We start from the raw sequence: 25009 nt of genomic DNA, 5'->3' as shown, positions 1-25009 counted from the left end.
AGAATATAGAAAGCAATGCTGTACAGCATTGCTTTTTTTGTAGAAACGAGTTGAAAGTGAAAATAGGTTAGAATTGCTTAACTTTGAGAAAGGTTAATATAAAGTATGTTATGAAAAAGTATAGATTGCTGTTGGTTGTTGGTGGCGTATTATTGTTAGGAAGTTGCTCCTATAAAAGCGCCTATCAGCCCATTGTGTTTTCAAAGTTAGATACAACCGAAAATTATCAAGCATTAGCCCAACAATATGCCAAGGGAAAAACTAGTACATATACCCCAGAAGAAAAGCAAAGAGAAGTATATCAAAAAGCCAATGCCGGTGTGGGAATTAAAAATGTAGCTAATGTGCGTGAATTAGGGGGTATTATAACTCAAGATCAACGTGTGATTAAAACGAGGCATTTTTATCGCAGTGGACATTTAGGAAAGCTCAAGAAGAGGGATTTTAAAACCTTGGAAGCATACGATATTACGCAAGTTATTGATCTAAGAACAGATCGAGAAATAAAAAAACACCCAGATCGACTACCAACTACAGTTCAGTATTACAATGAGCAAGCGTTTGAAGATTCAGAAGATATGTTTAGCAAAGCTAAAAAAGAAGTGATAAAAGGGAGAGTCACGGTGGAAGAGTCAAACCAAGCAGTAGAAGAATTTTATGGTGTTTACGTGTTGGATAATCCACAAAAAATACGAGATATCGTAGTGCGTATGTTAGATTCCAATCATGCAACACTGTTTCACTGTTCGGCGGGAAAGGATCGTACAGGTATGATTGGTGCAATTATGTTGAGTATTTTGAACGTAGACCGTCAAACGATTATGGAGGAATACTTATTGTCAAATAACGGAAGAGTAGAGGATGTTTCTAGTAGAATGAAATTAGCTAAGTTTGGCAAGTTTTTATTTCCAAAGATTGATTATGAGGTAATTGAGAATTTCTCTTGGATTAAACCCAATTATCTTGATGCGATGTTCGCAGCAATTGAAGCTGAGTATGGTTCGATGGATCATTACATCAAGGAGGGATTGAAGATCTCTGAAGAACAACGTCAAGCCTATATTGTCAAGCATACAGATATTTTAAAGTAAATTTGTCATATAACCGCAGAGAGAACACCTATGAACCACTTAAAGAGAGAACACCTAGTCCTTTTAGAAACAATAGCCAAGAACAATAATAGACCTTGGTTTACAGAAAATAAACCGCAAATTGACGCTGTTTTTACAGCAGTAAAAGTGTTTTTTAAATCGGTTTTTGATCAGATGGCTGTTGTGGATGAGGTAGAGTTATTTCACGTCCACCGGTTATATCGAGACGTGCGTTTTTCAAAAGATAAAACCCCCTATAAGACCTATTTCGGCTTGCATATTGGAAGAAAGAAACCGCTATTGCGAGGAGGTTATTACCTCAATATAGAACCTGGAAAGAGTTTTGTTGGAGGAGGCTTTTGGGAACCTAATAAAGATGATCTGTTGCGCATTCGTAAAGAAATTGCCCTAGATGATTCCGAATTACGCGAAATTATAAATAACCCGCTATTTGTGCAAACCTTTGGCGAATTAAAGGGGGAGGAGCTCAAAACAGCACCTAAGGGATTTGACAGAGAACATCCTGCCATAGATTTATTGCGCAAAAAACAATTTTTAGTGATGCGTTCCTTTACAGATGAAGAAATAGTAAAGCCAGAATTCATTTTACAAGTGGTTCAAACTTTTGAAACCATGAAACCCTTCTTTGATTATATGTCTGAAGTATTGACAACAGATGTCAATGGAGTGAGTTTGTATGAGTAATGGAAAGAGGAAATCGCAGCGCAGCGTAGACTCATCGAACACAAAAAACAATATAAAATAGATGAGATAAAGAGGAATTCCTTTTAATTGAAAATTCACCCTGTTTCGCTTTCTTCTTCCTCTACTTAGATATATTCATCGAATACCAAAACAGAAAGATAAACCTAAAAAAAGAGGATCCTCATTCATGAGGATCCTCTTTTTTATTAGTGAAATAGGTGATTGAAAGAATGAAGTGTTTTCATTTGAGAAAATTCTCCCTTTTCCTCTTTTCTATTTAATAATTTTGATTTCAAACATTTTGTTCCAGTTTTTTCCTGTAACAAAAAACGTATTAGTTTTTGCGTTATAAGCAATACCGTTCAAGACGTCTAAGTCTGGGTGGTGTTCTACTAAATCATACAGCTGCGAAAGATCGATGATTCCCTCTACAGATCCAGTTGTAGGATCGATGACAGCCACACCGCTTTTACCATAGAAATTGGCGTATATCTTACCGTTTACCCATTCAAGTTCATTGATATTGACTAAGATTTCACGTTGAGCAGCAACGGTAATTTCATCTACTTTTTCAAAAGTATCGGGATTGAGTTTGTAGATTTTTTCAGAGCCATCTGTCATATACAAGTATTGGCCATCGTTACATAAGCCCCAACCTTCCATTTTTTTGAAGTAGGGAATCGTAGCGATTTTTTCCAAGGTTTCGGGGTTGTATACATAGGCTTCGTTGTTTTTATAGGTCAATTGATAGAGCTTATCATTTAGGATAGTACAACCTTCACCAAAAATCTCCATCGGAAGCTCTTTGATTTTAATCACCTCACCCGTTTTTGGGTTGATTTGGCGAACACTAGATATTCCTTTAGTTCTTGTTCCTATACCTTCTCCATTTCCTGTACTTTCAAATAGTATTCCATTGTGAAATTCCAAGCCTTGCGTATACGCTTTGATGTCATGAGGAATGGTATTGACGATAGTGTAGTTGATCAGTTGAGGAGCTACAGAAGACAAAATAACAATACGAGAAGAAACGTCTATGCTTTCTTTGTTTGCATAGGCTGTTCCTGTAAGGGTATATTGTCCAAATTTTTGTCCTTTTAATGGAGCATGAAGTATTTCATTTCCTTTTACAGCTCCTAAGCGAATGTCATTTAGGTGATAGACAACAGAGTCTAATTCGGCATTTTCAGCCAAGTTTAAGCTTAATTTTATAGCCTCTTTATCGTTGTAAACTTGCTTTAATTCGGATGTATTCAAAGAAATTACATTTTTTTCTAAATTATTTTTCTCAGAACAGCTGAAAATAGCAAAAGATAAGGCTAAGGGTATAAGCATGTTAGATCTTTTCATTGGTCATTTTAATTTTATTACAATATACAAAAGTTATTATAATAGTTGTAAACACTTGGAAAAATATAAAATGGTTGTATATTTGCAACGGCAAGTCCTACACGACCAGCTCCTGCAGAATCCTCCAGGGTGGGAACGCAGCAAAGGTATGTGGTTGTAGCGGTGCGATGTAGGTAGCTTGCCATTTTTTTTCTTATATGATCTCCTTTATAGGGGATTTTTTTTTGGTTATCAGTTATAGATGATCAGGGATCAGTTACAAAAGGAAGATCAGGGATCAGGTGCAAAAGTTGGGGAGAGTAACAATATTTTCTTACAGTCAAGTCTTCGGTTCGTATGTCACCTCGACGTAGGAAAAATCGGAGCGTAGCGTAGATTCATCGAATACTAAAATAAAATATAAACCTAATGAGATAGGTTGCATCCTCTAAATTCCACACCCAACGATAAACAACGAACACCATCACCCATTCACGTATCTTGGATCTTGCATAAACGGCAGTTTAGCCATTTTTAAAATATGAAGGGTTGGTACTTCATAATCGATTTGAATCGTTCCCAGTAGTAAATAGCAACCACTACCTTGAAAAGGATATTGTTGTAAGCTATGGGGAAAGTGTACGCTGTCAAAGTAATCCCCATTGGAGTCGATCCACGTGCCAAAATACATGAGACCGCTTTTGATTTGAATTGGTTTTAAAGCTACTAAATAGCCTACTAGACGCGTGTTTTGATCTTTGTGGAAGAGAAAGTCTTTGGTTGTGATTTCTCCTCTAAATTTCGTCTGTAAGAGGTTAAATGGCGTTGTCGATACCGGAAATCCTAGATATTCCAATTCATCAAAGGCATCTTCTTCAACTGTGCGTTTTAATTTGGGAAAATGGAAGGCTTTCAAGGGTTCTTGTAGTAATTGCCAAGTTGATTTTGATTTGTTTTTGTTATATAGCAATTTGGCTTGAATGAGCAATTCATTCTTTTGTAAGCCAGTAAATTGAAAAGCGCCAATAAAAATTAGTGTTTCTAGTGCTTCAAGATTGATACTTATGCGTTGAATAAAGTTTTCAAGTGAGGTGAAAGTGCCGTTTTTTTGACGTTCTTTCAAGATAGCGTTAATTAAGGCATTATTTAGGTTTTTAACCAATTGAAATCCCAAAAAAATATCTCGTTTTCTCAAGGTCGCCCCTTGCATACTGCGGTTGATACAAGGCGGGAAGACACGAGCTCCTGACATTTTTGCTTCATGTACATAAACTTCTGTACGGTAAAACCCTCCTTGATTATTGATTACAGCAACAATAAACTCTAAAGGATAATGTGCTTTGAGGTATAAACTTTGATAGCTCTCAATCGCATAGGAAGCAGAATGAGCCTTGCAAAAGGAATAACCTGCAAAAGATTCAATTTGACGGTAAATCTCTTCACTGAGTGCTTGAGGATGTCCCTTTTCCTCACATAGTGAAAGAAAACGTTGACGAACCGCTTGTAAACCTTCTTTGGAACGACTTTTACCGCTCATTGCACGACGGAGGATATCACCATCTTCTGCAGGTAAACCCCCATAGTGAAGCGCAATTTTAATCACGTCTTCTTGATACACCATGATTCCATAAGTTTCCCCTAGCTGATCTTTAAATACATCGTGAAAATAGTCGAATTGGTTGGGGTTGTTGTGTCTAAAAATATATTCTTGCATCATACCGCTTTGTGCAACTCCCGGTCTAATAATAGAAGAGGCAGCTACTAATGTTTTGTAATTGTTACACTTTAATTTTCTCAATAAGCCTCGCATGGCGGGACTTTCAATATAGAAACAGCCGATGGTGTTTCCCGTTTGTAAATACACATTGGATTTTGTTTCGTTTTTCGAAAGGGAGATGTCTCGAATATCGATATCCACGTGTTGATTCTCTCGAATTAGTTCTACTGTTTCATTGATATGACCAATTCCCCGTTGACTGAGTATGTCAAATTTTTCAAATCCCATATCTTCCGCTAGGTGCATGTCAAACTGAGCAACAGCATAGCCTTTAGGTGGGTAATCTAAGGCGGTACAATGAGATAAAGGTTCTTCCGAAATGATGATCCCACAGGCGTGCATGGTGCGTTGATTAGGGAAACCTTCTAGCATTTGACCATAGTGATGAATGAGCTGTACAATGGAATTTGTCTCGTTTTGTTCAGGGGAGTACCGGCGATTGAGTTGGTCAAGTTCTTCTTTAGGTAAGCCGTATACTTTGCCAATTTCTCTTGTAATAGAACGAGATTTGAACGTAGACATAGCGCCGCAAAAGGCAACGTATTCTTCTCCATAGGTTTCAAAAATATAATCGATAATGGCGTCTCGATCCGTCCAAGACCAATCAATATCAAAGTCGGGAGGAGATTTGCGATTGACATTCAAGAAGCGTTCAAAGTACAAATCGAGCTCTAAGGGGCAAACATTGGTAATGCCTATACAATAACCAACCAAACTGTTCGCACCACTTCCTCGACCGATGTGCATAAATCCTTGTCGAGTACTATAGGTAATAATATCCCAAATAATGAGAAAATAGCTGGCAAATGATAGCTGCTCAATAACATCGAGTTCTTTCTGTAAGCGTTTGTTAGCTTGTTCGTTAGTAGCTCCATATCGGCGTTCTACTCCTTCCTTAGCAAGTGTAGTGAGTAACTGCATGTCATTGGTTTTGCTATCTGTATAGCACAGCTTATTTCTACTTTTTTTGGCAGCAAAAGAAAAGTTAGCTTCTTCCACTATTTTTTGCGTATTGGTCAGTAAAAGAGGGAAAGATTCGAAATGCTGATAAAGGTCTTCTTCACTCAAGAGAATTTCATCCGGTGACGCATAAGTTTTGGGGTCCAACTTACTCAATAGTGTATTTTGATCAATGGCTTGTAGAATGCGGTGTAATTCATATTCCTCTGGACATTGAATCGTTACTGGGTGTAAAATAACCATTTTGTGTAGTTGTTTTTTCCACTGCTCTTGGTATAACAGGTTGCGTTGGTTTAGTTTAACGCCAATATATTCGTGATCGGCAAGGGTAGGAGGACAATTTTCTAACGGATATATCACAAACGTATCCGCAAAAGCTGGTGCTTTTGGAGGAAAAGGTTGTTTGGTTTTGTTGTGTAATGTAATATACTGATTGAGCTCTTGAAACCCTTTGTTGTTTTTAGCTAGGCCAATGTATTGCAACTGGTGATTGAAGCGAAATTCAGCACCAATGAGCGGTTTGATATGGGCCTTTTGACAAAGTTGAATAAAGTCGTACATCCCATAAAAAGTATGAATGTCTGTTAGAGCTAAAGTCTTAATTTTTAACTGTTGAGCTTTGGAAACCAATTGCGCTAGTGGAATCGTGCCAAAGCGCAGACTATAGTAAGAATGACAATTTAACAACATTTTTATTTCTTTTTAGATTTGAGTATAGCACTAGAACAACGGTGAACCGCATATAGACCATATTGTTTTTTAATTCGATCCATCGCTTCGTATAACGCCATGATTTCTTGGGAATCTTCAAATAAATTAATTTGATAGTTTCCCCTTACCAAGCCACTTAGGTTGATACCTATTAATCGCAGTCGCATGCGTCGTTGATAGTGCTTTTCAAACAAGTCTAATACATAAGCATTGAGTATGTGATCCGCTGAGGTATAGGCAATTTTGCATTGTTTGGTTTCTGTATCGAAATTGGTATAGCGAATCTTAATAGATACGACGGAAGTAAGCCAACCTTCAGCTCTCAATTGAAAGGCTAAGCGTTCAACCATTCCCAGTAACGTTGTTTTCAATAACGTCAAATCGATGGTATCTTGAGAAAAGGTATGCTCGACAGAAATAGACTTGCGTTCGCGATAGGGTTCAACAGGAGTAGAATCAATCCCGTTTGCTTTCCGCCAAAGATCTAAGCCATTTTTGCCCAAGAGTTGAAACAGGATTTCGGAGGGCATGGTTGCTAGGGTCTCGATCGTTCGAATTCCCAGTCGAGCTAAGGAATCATACGTGGCTTGACCGAGCATGGGAATTTTGCGAATCGACAAGGGATTGAGAAAAGGTTGTACCTCTTTTTCAGGAATAACTAAAGCCCCAGCTGGTTTAGCCTCATTGGTTCCCATTTTAGAAACGGTTTTATTAATTGACAATGCATAACTCAAAGGGAGATGCGTTTCTTTTTGAATCGTTGCTGCCAATTCTGAAGTCCATTGATTAGCACTAAAGAAGCGATCCATTCCCGTTAAATCGAGATAGAATTCATCAATACTAGCCTTTTCCATTACAGGTGCTTTTTCGGCGATGATTTCCGTTACTTCTGCTGACATCTTACTGTAAAGCTCCATGTCTCCTTTGATAATTTTAGCTTGTGGACACAAACGCATGGCCATGCGAATCGGCATCGCTGAACGAACGCCAAAGGCACGTGCTTCATAGGAACAGCTCGAAACCACACCGCGATCACCGCCTCCTATAATAAGGGGGATACCAGTGAGTTGACGATTGGTTAATCGCTCACAAGAGACAAAAAAACTGTCCAAATCTAAATGTACAATTGCGCGTTCCATGAATCTAGCATTAAATTATTTTAAACAAACTTACTACGTATGTTAGCAATTATTGTTATATTTGATGCTATAAATAATAGCAAATGTCATACTTATCCGATAACATTAGGTATTTGCGAGCACAAAAAGAATTGTCTCAGCAAAAAGTAGCCGATTCGCTACTCATTACGCGTGCCCGGTATTCAAAATACGAAGAAGGGGCTTCGGAACCTCCTTTGGAAGTTCTGTTGAAAATCTCACGTTATTTTCACGTGAGTGTGGATTTACTGATCTCTGTTGATTTGAGAAAGGTGCCGATGCAAGATTTATTAAAATTGGAAGATAACCGCATTTTATTGCCTATTATGGTTGATCCTAATGGCAATAATTTTATTGAAATAATTCCGCATAAAGCAAGAGCAGGGTACTTATCAGGCTATGCTGATCCTGAATTTATTCAAAATCTAGATCAAATTTCTCTTCCCTTTTTGAGAGAAGGAAAGTATCGAGCCTTTCCCATCGAAGGAGACTCTATGCCTCCACATCAAGAAGGCTCATTTATTATTGGTAGCTATATTGAACAGTTAGAATACATCCGCAACGGACGTACTTATATTATTATGACAGCCAATGAAGGTGTGGTATATAAGAGAGTATATCGCCTCGATCAAGAAACGTATGAATTACACTCCGATAATACCTTTTATGAGCCTTATCGCATTAAAGCACACGACATCCTAGAAATTTGGGAATATGCTTGTAGTATTGCTACAGAAGAATTTAAACCTGAAGATCTAGGAGAAGCAGATACGAAAGCGATGTTTCAAGAAATCCGCCATATGCTGAAAGATGTGATGAAGAAGGTGAATTGAGATGTTGTTGGTTGGGAGACAACAAACAAAAAAAAGGTGTTAACCGAAGCGGTTAACACCTTTTTTACATTATTCTTCTTGTTGTCCCATCATCATCAAATAAGCTTTTAAGAAAGCGTCGATTTCTCCATCCATAACGGAATCAACATCTGTTGTTTCCTGGCCGGTTCTGACGTCTTTGACTAACTTATACGGGTGCATCACATAGTTTCGAATCTGTGATCCCCATTCAATTTTTTTCTTATTTGCTTCAATTTCATCGCGCATGGCTTGTTTTTTCTTCAACTCAATTTCGTAAAGTTGAGACTTCAAGAGCTGCATGGCTTTGATTTTATTGTCTAACTGAGAACGCGTTTCGGAGTTTTCAATAATAATGCCTGTAGGATGGTGTCTTAAGCGAACGGCGGTTTCTACCTTGTTCACGTTCTGACCACCTGCACCACTGGAACGCATAGTCTCCCATGAAATATCCGATGGGCTAATGTCAATTTCGATGGTGTCATCTGCCAATGGATAGACGTAAACAGAAGCAAACGACGTATGGCGTTTGGCATTGCTGTCAAAAGGAGATATGCGAACTAAACGATGTACGCCATTTTCCCCTTTTAAATAACCAAAAGCAAATTCACCTTCAATTTCTAAGGTAACTGTTTTTACTCCTGCAACCTCTCCTTCTTGATAGTTTAGTTCTTTTACTTTATACCCGCTGTTTTCAGACCACATGATATACATTCGCATCAACATAGAAGCCCAATCACAACTTTCTGTACCTCCAGCACCAGCAGTAATCTGTAATACAGCACTCATATTATCACCCTCGTCGGATAACATATTCTTGAATTCTAGATTTTCAATGAGTTCAAGGGTAGTTTTGTATTGGTCAACAACTTCTTCTTCCGTTGCTTCTTTGGCATTGTAAAATTCGATTAGAACTTGAAGTTCTTCTAAATGATTTTTTGCTTGCTCGTAATCTTCAATCCATTTCTTTTTGGATTTTAGATTCTTAACAATAATTTCCGCTTCTTTGGAGTTGTTCCAAAAGTCCGGAGCAAACGTTTTTTCTTCTTCGTTTGCGATTTCGATTAACTTCTTGTCGACGTCAAAGATACCTCCTTAACGCACCAAGGCGATCAATAATGTCCTTCTGTTGTTCTGTGGTTACCATAATTTTTAATACTTTTACAAGCAAAAATACTTATTCCTGTGGATTTATGGAAATTAATTTAATTAGCGATACAATTACGAAACCTACTCCAGAAATGTTGAACTATATGCTAAAAGCAAGAGTAGGAGATGATGTTTATAAACAGGATGGAAGCACAAATGAACTAGAGGCTGCTGTTGCAGAGTTGTTTGGAATGGAAGCTGCCTTGTTTTTTCCTTCAGGAACTATGGCTAATCAAGTTGCGATTAAACTACATACACAGCCAGGTGATCAATTAATTTGCGATAGAAGTTCTCATATTTATCAATTCGAAGGAGGAGGAGCTGCGGTCAATCACGGAGTGAGTTGTGCAGTAGTAGATGGTGACCGCGGGCGAATTACAGCAGAAGATGTCGCCTATCACTATACGGATCCTACGAATATTCATTTGCCTTTGACTAAATTAGTGTGTTTAGAAAACACAACCAATATGGGAGGCGGTGCTTGTTATGAGCTAAGTGAAATCGAACGCATCAAAGAAGTATGTGATGCTTATGGAATAAAAATGCACTTAGATGGTGCTCGTTTATGGAATGCTTTAGTGGCCAAGTCTCAACACCCAACGCAGTTTGGTGCTTTGTTTGACACGATTTCGGTTTGTTTCTCTAAAAGTTTAGGTGCCCCTGTGGGATCCGTGTTGTTAGGATCTAAGGAATTAATACACCGTGCAATACGTCTTAGAAAAGTTATGGGGGGTGGAATGAGACAAACAGGGTATTTAACCGCTGCTGCTTTGTACGCACTGAAAAATAACGTGAGTCGCTTGCAACGCGATCACTACAGAGCCAAGCAAATTGAGATGTTGTTAAACAAGAAAACATGGGTGAAAGAAATCCTTCCAGTACAAACCAATATCTTGGTCTTTCGCTTAGAAGACGATGCAAGCATCAAACCGTTTTTAGATAAACTCAAACAAAAAAATATTCTCATTAGCGAAATTGGAAAAGGATGGCTACGTCTGGTTACCCATTTAGATTATCGAGAAGTTATGCATGAATATGTGTTGGAAACACTGAATCAGATTGAATTATAATGTATAAAAGCTATTCTTTGGAGTGGCTTTTATATTTAAGTAAAAATTAGTTTTTTACTACTCAAAAAAAGCACTACTTTTGTTTAGATTTAAAATAAATAAATGGAAAAGTTAAAGCAACGTTGGGGACTTACTTCTAATTTTCAAGTTGTAATAATATTAGTTGTATTTGCAATTACGGGTTCAACAGCAGCATTTATTTCGAAACCTATTTTGACATATTTAGGGATAGAAAGAGGGTTGACCCATCCTGTACTGTATTGGGTACTTTATGTTTTAATTATCTTTCCCATGTATAAAGTAATTCTGATTTGTATCGGAACTTTATTTGGTCAACGCGAGTTCTTCTGGAACTTTGTCAAAAAAATGTTGACTCGAGTGGGATTAGGATTTATTTATCCCAAAGAAAAAACGAAAGAATAGATTGGTTGACAGTTAACGCTTAACAGAAGATCATCAAGTATAGAAAACCATTCCTTTGTAGGAGTGGTTTTTTTTTTGGGGTGAGTTGTTCGTTTTTCGTCGTTCGTTGAGAGTCTCTCACAACGCACAAAGAGCAAACCTCACAAAGAGCAAACCTCACAAAGAGCAAACCTCACAAAGAGCAAACCTCACAAAGAGCAAACCTCACAAAAAGGTAGTGGGTTGTTGAGAACCACCTCAGCGTCTCACCACCTCACCGAACAACAAACAACAAACAACCCCTTCTAGCTTCCAAAAAAAAATTATATTTGTTTAAACAAGTATATCCTATGAGTAAAAATCTAGTAGCAGTTCTACTCTTCGTATTAACGGTGAGTTGTAAAAATGGGGAGTCTCAAACGGAACCCTTTGCTCTAGAAGGGGTGGTAGAAGATTATCACGTACTTTTAGAAGCGGTAAACCAGGAAGATGATAAAGTATATGTCGTTAATTTTTGGGCGACTTGGTGTGTTCCTTGTGTAAAAGAATTGCCTGATTTCGTACGGGTGTACGAGGAATATAAAGAACGACCTGATTTTGAAATGGTCTTGGTTAGTTTAGATCGATCTGCTGTTTACGAAACGAAAGTAAAACCTTTTATTGAAGAGCATCAATTAACGCCACCAGTGGTTTTGTTAGCTGATGTAAAGCGCATGAATGAATGGATTCCCGCCATTGATAAATCTTGGAGTGGTGCTATTCCTGCTACGGCTATCTATAAAAATGGCAAACAAATCTATTTTCACGAAGGGGTATTATCTTATGCAGAACTCAAACAAATAATCCAATAAAAACTAGAAATTATGCTTAAAAAATTAGCTTTAGCTGTACTGTGTGGTATAGCTCTTATCAGTTGCAAGAAGGATGCAAAAAAAATTGAGGCTATTGATCCTGTAGAAGAGGTGATCGAGCCGGTAAACGACTTTAAGGAGGTATTGGGCTATAAGGTAGGGGATTCGGCCATAGACTTTAGCCTGATTGGTACAGATGATCAAAAACACAGCTTATCTACTTTTGTTGATGCAAAAGGGTTTATTGTGATTTTTACCTGTAATCACTGTCCGTATGCACAAGCTTATGAAGAGCGCATTATTGAGCTAGATAAAAAATACAAAGCTTTAGGGTATCCTGTTGTAGCAATTAACCCTAATGATCCTGTTGTTCAACCGGAAGATGGATTGGAATTGATGAAGATCAGAGCCAAGGACAAAGGATTTACTTTTCCGTATTTGTTAGATGAAGGGCAAAAAGTATATCCTCAATATGGAGCAACAAAAACACCTCATGTATTTATCTTACAAAAAGAAAATGGTAAAAATAACGTGAAATACATCGGAGCTATTGATGACAATTATGAAGATGCTAGTCAAGTAACTGAAAAATATGTAGAAAAGGCCGTAGATGCTTTGTTAGCAGGAAAAGCAATTGAACAAACCACAACCGTGGCAATTGGCTGTTCGATTAAAGTTAAATAGAAAGAGGAAAGAGGAAATCTCTTTCCTCTTTTCAATTAATTTTTATGCAAAATAAAAATACACGGTTTCTTGTGTAAATCAATTGTTATTCGCTTCCAAGCCGAAATTGGTTTGGTTTGTATAAATTCACTTTCTAGTGTGATATCACAAGCGATACACAGGAGTGTATTAGGATGTAAGGTCTGGATTAGATCTTGTAATAGTTGGTTGTTTCTATACGGAGTTTCGATGAAAATTTGCGATTGACTCTTTTCAAATGACAAGCGTTCAAAGGTTTTTAAGGCTGCTTTTTTTTCGTTTTTATCGATGGGTAAATAACCGTTAAAAGCAAAACTCTGTCCATTCATTCCGGAAGCCATTAAAGCGAGTAGAATAGAAGAAGGACCAACTAAAGGCAGTACACGAATATTTTGCTTGTGTGCTAGTTCTACAATGGCGGCCCCTGGATCTGCAATCCCAGGACAACCTGCTTCACTAATGACTCCTACGTCTTTTCCTTCTATTAACGGTTGAATATACTGCTTATATGTAGCGGAATCCGTGTGTTTATTTAAGGGAAATAAGATTAATTCTGACTGTTTTTTGTCTGGAGCGATTCGCTTGATAAATTTGCGAACCGTTTTTTCGTTTTCAACAATAAAGATGTTTAATCGATCAATGGTGTCTTTTACGGTTTGAGGAAGAACTTGCATGGGTTCGTTATCACCTAATGTAGTAGGAATCATATACAAAGTTCCGTGTTGAGTTGCTTTATCCATATATTTTATAGACTGTGTTTTTACTTGCAAAGGTAAGTAAAGCAGTTTAGAAAAAACAAAAGGAAGAAATACAATTTCTTCCTTGTTTATAGTGTAGTTACTAAGATTTTAAATCGCTAGCGATAAGGGTACATGCTTGATCGATTAATTGATATACTTGTTCGAAGCCATCAGGTCCTCCGTAGTACGGATCGGGAACTTCAGCTTTTTTTGTTGCATCAACTACTTCTAAAAGCAAGCGTACTTTCGCTTTGTCTTCTGCTGTTTCGGCTAATTGGATTACGTTGTTGTAATTAGATTGATCCATAACGAAAATATGATCAAATGTACTGAAATCACTCTTCTGAAATTGTCTGGCTCGTTGCGCAGTCAAATCAATACCGTATTTTTTTGCCACGTCAATTGAACGTGAGTCCGGTTGTTCACCAGCATGCCAATTTCCTGTTCCTGCTGAATCAACTAAAAAGTGTTCTTGAGGAAGCTTAGCCTGTAAAATGCCTTCCGCTAAAGGAGATCTACATATATTGCCTAAACAAACCATCAGTACTTTTACTTTCATTACATCGAAAACTTTTGGTTAATATCGTCGTGAAACTTCTTGAATTCTTTATCTGTTTCCAGTAAGTTATCCACTGTTTTACAAGCGTGTAATACTGTTGCGTGATCGCGCTTTCCAATTTGAGATCCAATATTAGCTAAAGAAGCTTTGGTGTATTTCTTTGCAAAGAACATCGCCAATTGTCTCGCCTGAACAATGTTGCGCTTACGCGTTTTTGACTTTAATGTTTCAATATCCATGTCGAAATAGTCAGAAACTACTTTTTGGATATAGTCAATAGAAATTTCTTTCTGCGTGTGCTTAATGAATTTCTCAATGACTTGACGGGCTAAATCAATTGTTACTTCTTGTTTGTTGAAAGAAGATTGCGCAATTAAAGAAATAATAGCTCCTTCTAATTCACGAACGTTTGTCGAAACATTTTTAGCCATATACTCGATGATGTTTTCAGGCATTGTAACCCCATCACGGTATAAAATATGTTTTACAATCTTAACTCTAGTTTCAAAATCAGGTGTTTGAATTTCAGCCGATAATCCCCATTTGAAACGAGATAACAAGCGTTGCTCGATATCTTGCATGTCAACAGGTGCCTTATCAGAAGTTAAGATTACTTGTTTTCCATTTTGGTGTAAGTGGTTGAAGATGTGGAAAAATACATCTTGCGTTCCAGATTTACCTGATAAGAATTGAATATCATCGACAATTAATACGTCAATTAATTGGTAAAAATAGATGAAGTCATTTCTCGTTTGCTTGCGAACAGAATCCACATACTGTTGTGTAAACACCTCCGCAGAGATGTAAAGGACAGTTTTATCGGGAAAATATTCTTTAATTTCAACACCAATAGCATGCGCTAAGTGTGTTTTTCCTAGTCCAACACCACCAAAAATCAATAAAGGGTTGAATGAAGTTCCTCCTGGTTTTTTAGAAACCGCCATACCTGCAGAACGCGCTAAACGGTTTGCATCGCCTTCTAAGAAATTGTCAAATGAATAATTGGCGTTTAATTGTGACTCAATTTTTACATTTCGAATTCCCGGTATAATGAAAGGATTCTTAAGTTCAGGATTTTTATTCTGAACGGGAACATCCAATTCTTGTGGTTTGACAGGACCGCGTTGAGAACTAGGTAACTGCTCTGTAAATGGCTGCTTGTTGCCAGATACATTTTCCATCTGTATTTTATATAGTAACTTTGCATTGCCACCTAACACTTTTGTCAACGCAACTTTCAATATACTTACGTAGTGCTCTTCTAGCCATTCATAGAAGAATTTGCTAGGCACTTGTATATATAACTTGTCTTCTGTTAATTCAATGGCTTTAATAGGCATGAACCAAGTCTTAAACGCTTGTTCCCCTATGTTATCCTTTATGAATTCAAGACAAGCATTCCAAGCAGATTGCGCTGTCATGTCTTTGTATTCGTGCATTTTTGGTTAGATTTTTAAAAAAACAGTTACTATTTTTGAATGTTTTTTGGATTGATGTCGGTGTCGAATCAGATGGCAAATATGTGAACAATTTTTGGGATAAAAAAACGATTAAGTCATTGTAATTTTCAAAAAAAAATGGTAAGTACATTTATAATTCAATTAGTCAAATAAAATTAAAAAGAATATGAAAGAATTTGATTACACAGTACGTGTGCGTTATGCTGAAACAGATCAGATGGGTGTGGTGTATCACGGAAATTATGCGCAATACTTTGAAATAGGGAGAGTTGAATGGCTCCGCAATTTAGGGATATCCTATAAACGAATGGAAGAATTGGGAATCATGCTTCCTGTAGTTTCTTTAACTATGAACTATAAGAAACCTGCAAAATACGATGAAGATCTTTGTATACGTACAATTTTTAAACAATGTAGTGGAGTGAAAATAGAATTTGACTACGAATTGTACAATCAACAAGGGGAGTTATTAACAACGGGCTATTCGATGTTGGTATTTGTGGATATGAAAACGGGAAGACCAACTGTTCCACCTGCTTATGTACTAGAAAGAATTGATGGATTAGGAAAAGAATAATTTTTTTTATTCTTTGAAGTAATTATATTTATCAAACAAAATAAAACAAACTATGAAATATGTATTTGCTCTAGTGAGTATCCTTTGTCTTGGATTAAACTCCTATGAGCAGCGCCCTACGTTAATAGATGGACGTGTTCGATTGTACAATGGCCAGATTATTCCTGTGAAAATTGAAAACAAGAATACAAAAGAACAAACACAAGCGGATCAAACGGGCTATTTTTTAATCCAAACGAGTTTAGGTGATACGTTGCGTTTTACAAGTGAGTACAGTGCAACCATGCTATATGTAATTGACGAAGGTGATTTGCAAACGAAGCGCATTACTCCTGTTTTAATCAAACCAGGGCAAAATCTAGAGGAAATTGTCATTGTGAAAAAAGAATTTGGTCAAGGTGAAATGGAATTTGGCGGCAAAAAAATGACAGCAGCAGAAAAGCGATACAATAGAAATAATCGTATATTCAGTGCTACAAATGACCTGAAAATGGGAATTAGTATTGAAGGTATTATCAATCGATTGAATGGAAGAAGAAAACGCGATTTGAAACTGTTGGAATATGAAAGGATTGAAATGAATATGACGTCTTTTTACAAACAGTATCCAAGAGAAGAGTTAATGAAAGATCTTGGTATTCCTGAATATCACGTAGATGCTTTTGTGATCTATTTCGTTAGTCAACCTGAAACAGAAAAAATAAAAGTAGACCAAAGTGAAGGATATCAAATTCTTTTAGCGCAGTACTACGATGAGTTTTTGACCTTTATGAAAGGAGAATAAGCAAGTGATCGCGATTAACATATCAAGAGATGTATGCAGTAATACATCTCTTTTTTTATTTTTTGTATCTTGTACGTGTCGGGTGAAGGGATTCTTCACTTGCATAGGGTTTAAAATCTTTTAGGAAAGCAACCCGAAGTTTTGTAACTTTATCACTTCTAATTAAAGGAATTACAATGCAAAGACAAGTAAGAAAAAATACATCGACAACTAAGTTGCGTGAGGAGCGAAAATTAATAGTGAGAGCTGCTAAAAAAGCTTCATCTACTGCTGTGCGAATTTCTACTGCATTAGAATTACCTATACAGATGGTGAAGGGCAATACCGTGATCTTGCAAGAACCTGATGGTTCAATAAGAGAACTAAAGAAAATAAAGCAAGTAAAAAGCAACATCAGTTTAGCCAAAGGAGTTAAAATATGTCTGCAATCAAAAGACTAAGAGTATTTGGTGGACCTAACGGTTCTGGTAAATCAACTTTGTTTGCTTCGATCAAAGAACAGTTTAATGTGGGACACTTTATTAACTCGGATGAAGTGGAAAAAGAAATTTCATCTAAAGGATTTATTAATATCGAATCTTTTGGTTTGACACTGACGCAAGAAGACTTAGATGCTTTTAAAGACGAACCCCATACGCATACACTGATTGAGAAAGCTGCATTTGAGAGACATACAATTGACGTTGAAATACGAGAAAATGTACTTGTCGATAAATCAAAACAAACCCACAGTTATGAAGCATCTTTAATCACTTCTTTTTTGCGTAAGCACCTTTTGAAAAAAGGATCAAATTACGCTTTCGAATCTGTTATGAGTCATCCTTCTAAGCTAGATGAAATTCGTCACGCAAAAGAATTGGGATATAAAACCTATTTATACTTTGTGTGTCTACAAGATGCTGACATTAACGTTTCTAGAGTTTTAAACCGCGTGGAAAAAGGAGGGCATAATGTAGATGAAAATCGCGTAAAAAGAAGATATGCAGAAACATTAAGTAATTTACTTCCTGCACTTTTACTAGTGGATAGAGCGTATGTTTTTGATAATTCAACAGATAAAATGGAGTTAATTGCTGAGCTAGAAAATGGAGCAATTGAAATTTTAGTATCTAAAAATAAAGTTCCAAACTGGTTCATCGAACATGTAATTAATAAATTGGCAATAAAATAAAGGATATCAAAGCGAAGGGCATCAAATTTTATGATGTGCTTTTGACTTTTATCAATGGAGAATAAGCAAGTGATTGCGTTTAAAATACCAAGGGATACAGATTAATGTATCCCTTTTTTTGTGTCTATGGCAAAAGTATAAACGCTATGTTTTATTAATGTAGTATCTTGCAGAAAGGAACAAAATATTTTTTGATTCCGATGCGAAAGAAAAAGAAAAACAATTGTTATGAGTAGATCAAAAGGAAAAACGGCAAGTTGGTTGCCTTTTATTTTTATACTTGTCTTTATGTCTTATGGGAGTTCACAGCTACTTTCCTTGGCGACTATTCCCTTAGAAATGGCTAGTGCGTTAGTTATGGGAGAACCCTATACCGGAAAGTTAGAACAGGTTAGGGATGAATATGAAGCGGTGTATACGGGTATTATATACGACAAGGAAGATGGAACACAAGGATTCATTCCTGCGGAGCGATTAAGCGATTTAACCGTAGATTACTTTGGTGCTACTGAGCAAGTGGTACTTCTCGATGAAATGGGGGGAACGTTTTGGTTGACTTATGAGGATCTTGGAATTGCATATGCCATCCTCTTAGTTGCTTTTTTTGCACTTCGACTTGTTCTTTCACTTGTATTGATTTTCTGGTCTGTACTGTCTGGTAAAAAGGTGATGCAACAAGGGAAAATAGGAATAAAACTACTGTTGAAACCCCTTCGATTGCTCTTGTTTGGCTGCGTACTTATTATTTTTTACCAAAATAGAATTTTTGCCTATGAGGAGGAAATCGATTTTTTCTCCCTCTTTCTAGGTATTTATGCGCTGTACTTCTCAATTGTTGTTCTCCTACGCGTGCGAAGTGCAAAGCAATATTGGACGGTTCATTCAACGAACGAAACATCCAATCATCCACTTGTACCTCCTACTGCAACGGTAGCTGATGCTACTTCTGTGTTTACTACCCCTACAACCAAACACGAGAATGATTTAATACAACGCGAAAAACGAACGTTTAAACACCAAACATCGCGTTATAACTAAGTATGGGAATCATGTTGTTTACCGGTATTCCCCTTGGTTTAACTACCTATGGATGGAGTGGAGCTTTAGCTGTGGTTTTTAGCTTGTATCTAACGTATAGTATAGGACAACGGCGAGCGAAAAACGGAAAAGGCAACTTAGGTTGCTTGGGTTTTGGCTATGTTTTTCTTGTGGTAACTATTTTGATGGTTTTGACTATATCTGTTACTATAGGAATAGCGTCTTCTCTACGTAAAACAACGAAACAATTGATGGATAGCGAGCGGTATACGGCTCAAATTGTATCGTATTCTTCCTACGAAAGTCACGATGCAGAGGCGAGAACCACAACAACCATGTTCACACCCACTGTTGCGTTTTTTACCACCTCTGGTGAACGGGTTGAACATACCCTATTTTATTCGTCTAGTCATCAACCTGCCGTAGGAGATACGGTTATTGTATACTACAACGAATTAACAGGTGATAGTTTGACTTTAGGGTTTAATACGTATATGCTGTTCTTCGGTACCTTGGTCACGATCATCGTTTTGATATTTGCCTTTTGGGGGGTGTTGCTATATGGCTTGAACTACAACATGGATTACTATTTGAAGGTTGTTAAGACTGTAGCGGTAAATTTCTTTATTCCACTCGTGATGATCCTTTTTGATGCTTTGTTGATTTACGCTTTCTTTTATGGGAACGAAATTCCGCTCTTTGCTACAGGTCTTCTTGTCTTTTTTATTGTAATTCTAACATTGGGGATTTGGGGGTATATCAAAATGATCCTCACTCATGATATGGTTTGGACAAAAACAGGTTCTAGTAGCTGGGGAGCTAACCCTGTGTCTAAAAAGAAAAGGGAAAGTAGTTGGGTGAAGCGGGATTAGAGAAAGGGAGGTTGTTTATAAGTGTTTAACTTGTTCTAATTGTGTTAATTGTTATAATTTGGGAGGAGTCTATATACCAGGAAAACACCCAATTGGAGAAGGTTGGATAAAAACAGAAAATGAATTTTATATTAGATTTTGTGATTTAGATATTCCAGAAGTTCCCAAAGGTAGCGGAGGAGGCACATCAGATAAGGATCCTGTTTTTCCACCAATTGTTCTGCCTCCTGCTGTTGGTGATACTTGGGTGGATAATCCTCCTGCAAATGACGTTATTGTAGCTAATCCGGTAACACAAATAGGTCCTGTTTGGTGGTATCATAGCGACCATTTGGGAAGTACTTCGTATATTACAGACGTATTCGGTAAACCAGTACAGTATATAGAATATTTACCGTTCGGTGAGGTTATGGTGGAGCAAAGTACCAACAATATATTGGAAAATACGTATAAGTTTAATGCGAAAGAGTTGGATCAAAGTACAGGTTACTATTACTATGGAGCAAGGTATTATGACCCGGGAACAAGTATGTTTTTGAGTGTGGACCCGTTGGCGGAACAGTTCCCGGGATGGAATCCGTACCATTATGTACATAATAACCCGATTAATTTGGTTGACCCGACTGGGATGAGTGCGGAGCAAACAGGAGAAGGAGATCCAGTGAAACAACCCCAGAGTAATTATACTTTTGATAGATTTAAATCTGATTCAAAAAAGAATTATGAGAAAAGTGGAGTTAAAGATATTGTTACTTGGGTTTCTTCATTTTTTAAAGATGTTAGCAAAACTGATGAAGATGGAGCTGTTGACTTTTATAGTAAGCAGGGAGGTAATCAGGGACAAAAAACTACAGGCAAAGTCAGAGAAAGTGTAGAAGGAGATGTGTTTTTGCGTGTTGGTGGATTTGCAGGTGCTCCAACTTCAGGATTAAAGGGTAACAATGCTCCTGCAACAATTTTGAGTGAAGCTAAGCGAATTGGTGAATATTTTAAATCAGGAATGGATACTGCTCAATCAATTGAGAAAGCGGGTAATGAGGTTATTGATTTAATTTCAAAAGCAAGCCAACCTAGAGACACAATATTTTCTGTTACAGGTTATTCTAAATCAGATACAAATTATCAGGCTCATCCTAGTTTAAATCCAGTAGGAATGAAAAATGCAAAATCTATGTCAAATGATTTGTTACAACTTGATGGGATAGATTCAATCAGTATTAAAGTAAAAGAAATAAAAAGATAATAGGTTTATGAAAAATAATATTTGTTTGTTATTGATCCTTTTTTTCGTTATATCGTGTAATAAGAAAAAAGAATATTATGAGAATGGAGGTTTATATAAAGTTTATTATCAAAAAAGTAATTTTTTACATGGGAAATATGAAGAATATTATCCAACTCAAAATTTAAAAATATTGAGTTATTATGTTAATGGAAAAATAGGAGATTCAATAGTTGAATTTTATGATACACCTAAGTTGATAGTGAAAAGCATTCAATATAATTTAAAAGAAGATTCAATAAAAAAGGTTTTTTATTCCAAAGAAGGAAAGAAACTAGAAGAAGGGATATTGTATAAACATAAAAGAATTGGTGAATGGAATTTTTATGATGATGATCAAGTATCAAAAAAACTAGAATATTTAATTGTTAATGGAGAACAATATGTTAATCAAGGATGGTATTATGATAAGGAAGGAAAGATTCGCAAAAATATTGGTAATCATATTAAAATTGAAATGAAAAGCGATACAGTTAATGTAAATGAAATAGTCAAAGTTTTAATTACTTTAGAAATGCCTCTTTTTTCATTTGATTCTGACGTAGTTGTATATATCCCTAAAGATTATACTCATGAATTAAAAAGTGATTATTCTAATTTTTATGAAATTGAAATGGATACCTTGTTAAGTTTGAAAAATGAAAAGCGACAAAAAGAATATAACTCCTATAATTTACAAGTTTTAACTGCTTTAAAATTTTCAAAAAGAGGTCAATATAACTTTAGGGGAGTCTTACAAGAAATTCATCCTAACTATGAAAATAGTGGGATTGATTTGAATTTGAATGATTCAATAGCGAGGAAAATTTATTTTAATAAAACAATATATGTGAAATAATTTTATTTTACCGTTAACGGTTGACAGAAAGTATTCAATACAAAAGAGAGTTATAAACACCCCGATCGCGCGGATTTAACTTCGTTCAATTCGGCTAAAGCCTCGGGTGCAAACCCCGATCGCGCGGACTTGCAGTCCGTGCGTCTAAATTATAAAAGAAGCAAAAACCCGTTAGTCATTAGATCAGCGGGTTTTGTCATTTAGTGAGGATTCTGTTAGTAAAAAAAGGTGTAGATTAAGAATCCCCAGCATTCGGTTCTGCTGTTAATCAAACCCTACAAGAATTAAAACCACATCCATTAGTTATCTCGAAAAGATCACATCCATTTTTTACTCTTGACATACTCTTGTCATCAGGCAGTTTTAAGTTTGCCTAACCTTTGATCAGATAAAACAAGATCAGCGGAGAATAATCCAAATAAGGAGTAATATGACGAAAGAAATAGAAACATTTTATCCACAAAGCAGAGCAGCCTGGAGGCAATGGTTAGAGGAGAATCACGAAACGAAGCAGTCTATCTGGTTAGTGTATTACACCAAAAAGTCAAATATTCCCTCACTCAGTTGGCGAGAAGCAGTAGATGAAGCCCTTTGTTTTGGGTGGATTGACAGTACAAGAAAAAAAGTAGATGATTCATCGTCTATCCAATACTTTAGCAAGCGTAAACCCAAGAGTGTTTGGTCTAAAATCAATAAAGAGATCGTTCAGTTGCTCATTGACAACAACCAAATGACAAAAGCGGGATTTGAAAGCATCGCAATTGCCAAACAAAACGGCTCGTGGGCTATTTTGGATGAGGTAGAAGCATTGATCATCCCAGAAGAGTTAGAATTAGCGTTTGCTCAACACAGCGGTTCAAAAGAGTATTACCTCAGCTTGAGTAAGTCCACAAGGAAAATAATATTGAGTTGGATTGTCCTTGCTAAGCGAGAAGAAACCAAACAGAAACGCATCAGTCAACTTGTTGAAAGTATGAGGCAAAAGCAACTTCCGCCACAAATCAGATGATTTTAAGTGCAAAAAAAAAAGACCTAATCTCTCGATTAAGTCTTGTGTTTCTGTAGCGAAGACGGGAGTTGAACCCGTGACCTCAGGGTTATGAATCCTGCGCTCTAACCGACTGAGCTACCTCGCCAAATGTCGATTTTTATCCTGTTTCTAGGATTGCGAGTGCAAAGTTACTATTATTTCGATATAAAGCAAATAGTAGCCTTCTTAAAAAATATTTTTTTATTACCAAAATATGATTATATTCGAGGAATTATAACTTTTTAAGTATAGCTATGAAAGAAAAATATGAATTAGAATTTTCAATAAATTCATCCCCTCAACTGTTATATCAATACGTGTCAGATCCCTCAGGATTAAGCGAATGGTTTGCTGACAATGTTAACTCTAGAGGAGAAGTTTATTCTTTTATATGGGGAGATTCGGAGGAAAAAGCAAGAGTTGTTACAAGAAAAACAGACGAAAGAGTACGTTATAGATGGTTAGATGAGGACGGTGAGGATACGGAATACTATTTTGAGATAAAAATTATCCGCGATGAATTGACGAAAGATGTCACTATTATTGTAACAGACTTCGCAGAAGCAGACGAAGTGAATGAATCAAAACAATTGTGGGAAAATCAAATTATGGATTTAAAACAAGTCCTAGGATCTGCTTAAATTCCATAAAATATAACTTATATTTGCCGTTAATAGTAATCACAAATTAGAACTATGATTAATGTTAACGGCAAACTTGTTTCTACTACTGACCTTGCAATAGAAAACAACCGTGGATTTTTATACGGAGACGCTGTTTTTGAAACAGTTAGAGTCTTAGATCAAAAAGTTTTATTCGCTGAAGACCACTACTTTAGATTGATGTCATCCATGAGAATCATGAGAATGGAAATTCCCATGCATTTTACTTTAGAAAATTTTCAAGAAGAAATTATAAAAACAGTAGACGCTTGTTCAGGCAATGCAAAAGCTTATCGCGTGCGTTTAACCGTTTATCGCGATGCAGTAGGGAAGTACCTGCCGCAAGAAAATAAAAGTATCGGATTTGTCGCTACTGCAGAAGCTTTAGATCAAACCGTTTATGCTTTTCAAGACCAAGCATATGAAGTTGAATTGTACAAAGACTTTTACGTTGCAGCCAATTTGTTGTCTACTGTAAAAACAACCAATAGAGCTGTAAATGTGTTGGCAAGTATCTTTGCTTCAGAAAATGACTACCAAAACTGTTTGTTGGTCAATGATAAAAAGAATATCATCGAAGCCGTAAATGGAAATTTATTTGTGGTGAGTCAAAATACAATTAAAACGCCTCCTTTGGACGAAGGTTGTATAAAAGGTGTAATGCGCAAGCAAATCATAGAGCTTATCGGAAAACACCCTAATTTGACCTTAGAAGAAGGCGCTATATCACCATTTGAGTTACAAAAAGCAGATGAGATTTTTATCACCAATGTTATTACGGGGATTCAACCGGTAACCAAATACAGAAAAAAAACATTTACCACGCATATCGCTAAAGACTTAGTCGATCGCTTAAACGCTAAAATTCGATTGATGTAGGTGGAGAGTTAACTGTTAACAGTTAACAGAAGATTATCAATAATAGAAAAGCCATTCCTTTGTAGGGGTGGTTTTTTTGTTTGTTGTTTTTTGTTCGTTGTTCGTTGTTTTTTGTTTGTTGTTTTTTGTTTGTTGTTTTTTGTTCGTTGTTTTTTGTTCGTTGTTTTTTGTTCGTTGTTTTTTGTTTGTTGTTTTTTGTTTGTTGTTTTTTGTTTGTTGTTTTTTGTTTGTTGTTTTTTGTTTGTTGTTTTTTGTTCGTTGTTTTTTGTTTGTTGTTTTTTGTTCGTTGTTTTTTGTTCGTTGTTTTTTGTTCGTTGTTTTTTGTTCGTTGTTTTTTGTTCGTTGTTTTTTGTTCGTTGTTT

The 25009-nt window shown here is 36.4% G+C and carries 25 protein-coding genes, 1 tRNA gene and 1 other RNA gene; 19 read left to right on the top strand and 8 right to left on the bottom strand.

Translation table 11 applies throughout. The annotated features are described in order from the left end of the window. Nucleotides 1-110: 110 nt before the first annotated feature. Entirely contained in the window at nucleotides 111-1091 is a 981-nt protein-coding gene (locus ACPDG9_RS11220; RefSeq protein ID WP_430527842.1) for a tyrosine-protein phosphatase, read from the top strand. Nucleotides 1092-1121: 30 nt separating this feature from the next. After that, a complete protein-coding gene (locus ACPDG9_RS11215) occupies nucleotides 1122-1796 on the top strand; it encodes a DUF2461 domain-containing protein (protein ID WP_430527841.1) in 675 nt (224 codons plus the stop codon). 273 nt (nucleotides 1797-2069) lie between these two features. Here ACPDG9_RS11215 and ACPDG9_RS11210 read toward each other — a convergent pair whose 3' ends face one another. After that, nucleotides 2070-3146: a glutaminyl-peptide cyclotransferase gene (locus ACPDG9_RS11210; protein ID WP_430527840.1), complete on the bottom strand. Its 1077-nt coding sequence runs from the start codon at nucleotides 3144-3146 to the stop codon at nucleotides 2070-2072. Nucleotides 3147-3234: 88 nt separating this feature from the next. Here ACPDG9_RS11210 and ffs point away from each other — a divergent pair. After that, nucleotides 3235-3333, top strand: an RNA gene (gene ffs / locus ACPDG9_RS11205) — signal recognition particle sRNA small type. Nucleotides 3334-3609: 276 nt separating this feature from the next. Here the strand turns inward: ffs and ACPDG9_RS11200 are convergent. Then, a complete protein-coding gene (locus ACPDG9_RS11200; RefSeq protein ID WP_430527839.1) occupies nucleotides 3610-6552 on the bottom strand; it encodes a DNA polymerase III subunit alpha in 2943 nt (980 codons plus the stop codon). A gap of 2 nt (nucleotides 6553-6554) precedes the next feature. Beyond that, a complete protein-coding gene (gene dinB, locus ACPDG9_RS11195) occupies nucleotides 6555-7712 on the bottom strand; it encodes a DNA polymerase IV (RefSeq protein ID WP_430527838.1) in 1158 nt (385 codons plus the stop codon). Between the two features lie 83 nt (nucleotides 7713-7795). Between dinB and ACPDG9_RS11190 the strand changes: the two genes are divergently transcribed. Next, nucleotides 7796-8563: an XRE family transcriptional regulator gene (locus ACPDG9_RS11190; protein WP_430527837.1), complete on the top strand. Its 768-nt coding sequence runs from the start codon at nucleotides 7796-7798 to the stop codon at nucleotides 8561-8563. 69 nt (nucleotides 8564-8632) lie between these two features. Here the strand turns inward: ACPDG9_RS11190 and prfB are convergent. Then, a protein-coding gene (gene prfB / locus ACPDG9_RS11185; RefSeq protein ID WP_430527836.1) for a peptide chain release factor 2 occupies nucleotides 8633-9728 on the bottom strand; the annotation gives its coding sequence in 2 pieces (ribosomal slippage) (nucleotides 8633-9664 and nucleotides 9666-9728; 1095 coding nt in all). Nucleotides 9729-9774: 46 nt separating this feature from the next. On the opposite strand from prfB, the gene ACPDG9_RS11180 reads away from it, so the two are divergent. From ACPDG9_RS11180 to ACPDG9_RS11165, 4 genes are all read left to right on the top strand, one after another. Then, nucleotides 9775-10800, top strand: coding sequence for a threonine aldolase family protein (locus ACPDG9_RS11180; RefSeq protein WP_430527835.1), 1026 nt, complete (start codon nucleotides 9775-9777; stop codon nucleotides 10798-10800). Between the two features lie 102 nt (nucleotides 10801-10902). Beyond that, nucleotides 10903-11223: a DUF6787 family protein gene (locus ACPDG9_RS11175; protein WP_430527834.1), complete on the top strand. Its 321-nt coding sequence runs from the start codon at nucleotides 10903-10905 to the stop codon at nucleotides 11221-11223. Nucleotides 11224-11552: 329 nt separating this feature from the next. Next, complete coding sequence (locus ACPDG9_RS11170; protein ID WP_430527833.1) at nucleotides 11553-12053, top strand: TlpA family protein disulfide reductase; 501 nt, start codon at nucleotides 11553-11555, stop codon at nucleotides 12051-12053. 12 nt (nucleotides 12054-12065) lie between these two features. Continuing rightward, nucleotides 12066-12737, top strand: coding sequence for a thioredoxin family protein (locus ACPDG9_RS11165; RefSeq protein WP_430527832.1), 672 nt, complete (start codon nucleotides 12066-12068; stop codon nucleotides 12735-12737). Nucleotides 12738-12772: 35 nt separating this feature from the next. Here the strand turns inward: ACPDG9_RS11165 and ACPDG9_RS11160 are convergent, their stop codons facing one another. The 3 genes from ACPDG9_RS11160 to dnaA form a co-directional block, all read right to left on the bottom strand. Further along, nucleotides 12773-13495 carry an SAM-dependent methyltransferase gene (locus ACPDG9_RS11160; RefSeq protein ID WP_430527831.1) on the bottom strand — a complete coding sequence of 241 codons (723 nt, stop codon included), beginning with the start codon at nucleotides 13493-13495 and terminating at the stop codon, nucleotides 12773-12775. A 100-nt stretch (nucleotides 13496-13595) separates the two neighbouring features. Further along, a complete protein-coding gene (locus tag ACPDG9_RS11155; protein WP_430527830.1) occupies nucleotides 13596-14054 on the bottom strand; it encodes a low molecular weight protein-tyrosine-phosphatase in 459 nt (152 codons plus the stop codon). Further along, nucleotides 14054-15493, bottom strand: coding sequence for a chromosomal replication initiator protein DnaA (gene dnaA, locus ACPDG9_RS11150; RefSeq protein ID WP_182648276.1), 1440 nt, complete (start codon nucleotides 15491-15493; stop codon nucleotides 14054-14056). Before dnaA ends, ACPDG9_RS11155 begins: the two co-directional genes overlap by 1 nt. A 187-nt stretch (nucleotides 15494-15680) precedes the next feature. On the opposite strand from dnaA, the gene ACPDG9_RS11145 reads away from it, so the two are divergent. The 9 genes from ACPDG9_RS11145 to ACPDG9_RS11105 all read left to right on the top strand — a co-directional run bounded on the left by ACPDG9_RS11145 (nucleotide 15681) and on the right by ACPDG9_RS11105 (nucleotide 23085). Further along, nucleotides 15681-16091 (top strand): acyl-CoA thioesterase, encoded by a 411-nt coding sequence (locus ACPDG9_RS11145; RefSeq protein ID WP_430527829.1) that lies wholly within the window; start codon nucleotides 15681-15683, stop codon nucleotides 16089-16091. A 52-nt stretch (nucleotides 16092-16143) separates the two neighbouring features. Beyond that, nucleotides 16144-16875: a hypothetical protein gene (locus tag ACPDG9_RS11140; protein WP_430527828.1), complete on the top strand. Its 732-nt coding sequence runs from the start codon at nucleotides 16144-16146 to the stop codon at nucleotides 16873-16875. A gap of 176 nt (nucleotides 16876-17051) precedes the next feature. Next, nucleotides 17052-17315 carry a hypothetical protein gene (locus ACPDG9_RS11135; RefSeq protein ID WP_430527827.1) on the top strand — a complete coding sequence of 88 codons (264 nt, stop codon included), beginning with the start codon at nucleotides 17052-17054 and terminating at the stop codon, nucleotides 17313-17315. Further along, nucleotides 17294-18046 carry a zeta toxin family protein gene (locus ACPDG9_RS11130; RefSeq protein WP_430527826.1) on the top strand — a complete coding sequence of 251 codons (753 nt, stop codon included), beginning with the start codon at nucleotides 17294-17296 and terminating at the stop codon, nucleotides 18044-18046. Before ACPDG9_RS11135 ends, ACPDG9_RS11130 begins: the two co-directional genes overlap by 22 nt. Before the next feature lie 228 nt (nucleotides 18047-18274). Further along, nucleotides 18275-19084, top strand: a complete 810-nt coding sequence (locus ACPDG9_RS11125) for a hypothetical protein (RefSeq protein WP_430527825.1) — start codon at nucleotides 18275-18277, stop codon at nucleotides 19082-19084. Between the two features lie 2 nt (nucleotides 19085-19086). Further along, nucleotides 19087-19956 carry a hypothetical protein gene (locus ACPDG9_RS11120; protein ID WP_430527824.1) on the top strand — a complete coding sequence of 290 codons (870 nt, stop codon included), beginning with the start codon at nucleotides 19087-19089 and terminating at the stop codon, nucleotides 19954-19956. Nucleotides 19957-20014: 58 nt separating this feature from the next. Next, the gene (locus ACPDG9_RS11115; RefSeq protein WP_430527823.1) at nucleotides 20015-21199 is read left to right on the top strand and encodes an RHS repeat domain-containing protein; all 1185 of its coding nucleotides are present in this window, start codon (nucleotides 20015-20017) and stop codon (nucleotides 21197-21199) included. 7 nt (nucleotides 21200-21206) lie between these two features. Then, nucleotides 21207-22076: a hypothetical protein gene (locus ACPDG9_RS11110; protein ID WP_430527822.1), complete on the top strand. Its 870-nt coding sequence runs from the start codon at nucleotides 21207-21209 to the stop codon at nucleotides 22074-22076. A gap of 430 nt (nucleotides 22077-22506) precedes the next feature. Further along, nucleotides 22507-23085 (top strand): YdeI/OmpD-associated family protein, encoded by a 579-nt coding sequence (locus ACPDG9_RS11105; RefSeq protein WP_430527821.1) that lies wholly within the window; start codon nucleotides 22507-22509, stop codon nucleotides 23083-23085. A 53-nt stretch (nucleotides 23086-23138) separates the two neighbouring features. On the opposite strand, the gene ACPDG9_RS11100 is transcribed toward ACPDG9_RS11105, so the two are convergent. Further along, nucleotides 23139-23212 (bottom strand) — tRNA-Met (locus ACPDG9_RS11100). Nucleotides 23213-23360: 148 nt separating this feature from the next. Here ACPDG9_RS11100 and ACPDG9_RS11095 point away from each other — a divergent pair. Together ACPDG9_RS11095 and ACPDG9_RS11090 are read left to right on the top strand one after the other, a co-directional pair. After that, a complete protein-coding gene (locus tag ACPDG9_RS11095; RefSeq protein ID WP_430527820.1) occupies nucleotides 23361-23747 on the top strand; it encodes an START-like domain-containing protein in 387 nt (128 codons plus the stop codon). Between the two features lie 54 nt (nucleotides 23748-23801). Then, nucleotides 23802-24647 carry an aminotransferase class IV gene (locus ACPDG9_RS11090; RefSeq protein ID WP_430527819.1) on the top strand — a complete coding sequence of 282 codons (846 nt, stop codon included), beginning with the start codon at nucleotides 23802-23804 and terminating at the stop codon, nucleotides 24645-24647. Nucleotides 24648-25009 lie beyond the last annotated feature (362 nt).

Source organism: Myroides sp. C6-3, from assembly GCF_050522425.1.
Classification (GTDB): domain Bacteria; phylum Bacteroidota; class Bacteroidia; order Flavobacteriales; family Flavobacteriaceae; genus Flavobacterium.
The sequence above is the reverse complement of the archived record's forward strand: the minus strand, read 5'-3'. Positions and strand labels throughout refer to the sequence as shown.

Excerpts from the sequence above, each read along its gene's own strand:
- ACPDG9_RS11165 (WP_430527832.1), top strand. The coding sequence starts at position 12,066 with ATGCTTAAAAAATTAGCTTTAGCTGTACTGTGTGGTATAGCTCTTATC.
- ACPDG9_RS11140 (WP_430527828.1), top strand. The coding sequence starts at position 16,144 with ATGAAATATGTATTTGCTCTAGTGAGTATCCTTTGTCTTGGATTAAAC.
- ACPDG9_RS11175 (WP_430527834.1), top strand. The coding sequence starts at position 10,903 with ATGGAAAAGTTAAAGCAACGTTGGGGACTTACTTCTAATTTTCAAGTT.
- ACPDG9_RS11155 (WP_430527830.1), bottom strand. The coding sequence starts at position 14,054 with ATGAAAGTAAAAGTACTGATGGTTTGTTTAGGCAATATATGTAGATCT.
- ACPDG9_RS11210 (WP_430527840.1), bottom strand. The coding sequence starts at position 3,146 with ATGAAAAGATCTAACATGCTTATACCCTTAGCCTTATCTTTTGCTATT.
- ACPDG9_RS11135 (WP_430527827.1), top strand. The coding sequence starts at position 17,052 with ATGCAAAGACAAGTAAGAAAAAATACATCGACAACTAAGTTGCGTGAG.
- dinB (WP_430527838.1), bottom strand. The coding sequence starts at position 7,712 with ATGGAACGCGCAATTGTACATTTAGATTTGGACAGTTTTTTTGTCTCT.
- ACPDG9_RS11190 (WP_430527837.1), top strand. The coding sequence starts at position 7,796 with ATGTCATACTTATCCGATAACATTAGGTATTTGCGAGCACAAAAAGAA.
- ACPDG9_RS11120 (WP_430527824.1), top strand. The coding sequence starts at position 19,087 with ATGGGAATCATGTTGTTTACCGGTATTCCCCTTGGTTTAACTACCTAT.
- dnaA (WP_182648276.1), bottom strand. The coding sequence starts at position 15,493 with ATGCACGAATACAAAGACATGACAGCGCAATCTGCTTGGAATGCTTGT.
- ACPDG9_RS11200 (WP_430527839.1), bottom strand. The coding sequence starts at position 6,552 with ATGTTGTTAAATTGTCATTCTTACTATAGTCTGCGCTTTGGCACGATT.
- ACPDG9_RS11220 (WP_430527842.1), top strand. The coding sequence starts at position 111 with ATGAAAAAGTATAGATTGCTGTTGGTTGTTGGTGGCGTATTATTGTTA.
- ACPDG9_RS11090 (WP_430527819.1), top strand. The coding sequence starts at position 23,802 with ATGATTAATGTTAACGGCAAACTTGTTTCTACTACTGACCTTGCAATA.
- ACPDG9_RS11215 (WP_430527841.1), top strand. The coding sequence starts at position 1,122 with ATGAACCACTTAAAGAGAGAACACCTAGTCCTTTTAGAAACAATAGCC.
- ACPDG9_RS11180 (WP_430527835.1), top strand. The coding sequence starts at position 9,775 with ATGGAAATTAATTTAATTAGCGATACAATTACGAAACCTACTCCAGAA.
- ACPDG9_RS11130 (WP_430527826.1), top strand. The coding sequence starts at position 17,294 with ATGTCTGCAATCAAAAGACTAAGAGTATTTGGTGGACCTAACGGTTCT.
- ACPDG9_RS11105 (WP_430527821.1), top strand. The coding sequence starts at position 22,507 with ATGACGAAAGAAATAGAAACATTTTATCCACAAAGCAGAGCAGCCTGG.
- ACPDG9_RS11095 (WP_430527820.1), top strand. The coding sequence starts at position 23,361 with ATGAAAGAAAAATATGAATTAGAATTTTCAATAAATTCATCCCCTCAA.
- ACPDG9_RS11110 (WP_430527822.1), top strand. The coding sequence starts at position 21,207 with ATGAAAAATAATATTTGTTTGTTATTGATCCTTTTTTTCGTTATATCG.
- ACPDG9_RS11170 (WP_430527833.1), top strand. The coding sequence starts at position 11,553 with ATGAGTAAAAATCTAGTAGCAGTTCTACTCTTCGTATTAACGGTGAGT.
- ACPDG9_RS11125 (WP_430527825.1), top strand. The coding sequence starts at position 18,275 with ATGAGTAGATCAAAAGGAAAAACGGCAAGTTGGTTGCCTTTTATTTTT.
- ACPDG9_RS11160 (WP_430527831.1), bottom strand. The coding sequence starts at position 13,495 with ATGGATAAAGCAACTCAACACGGAACTTTGTATATGATTCCTACTACA.
- ACPDG9_RS11145 (WP_430527829.1), top strand. The coding sequence starts at position 15,681 with ATGAAAGAATTTGATTACACAGTACGTGTGCGTTATGCTGAAACAGAT.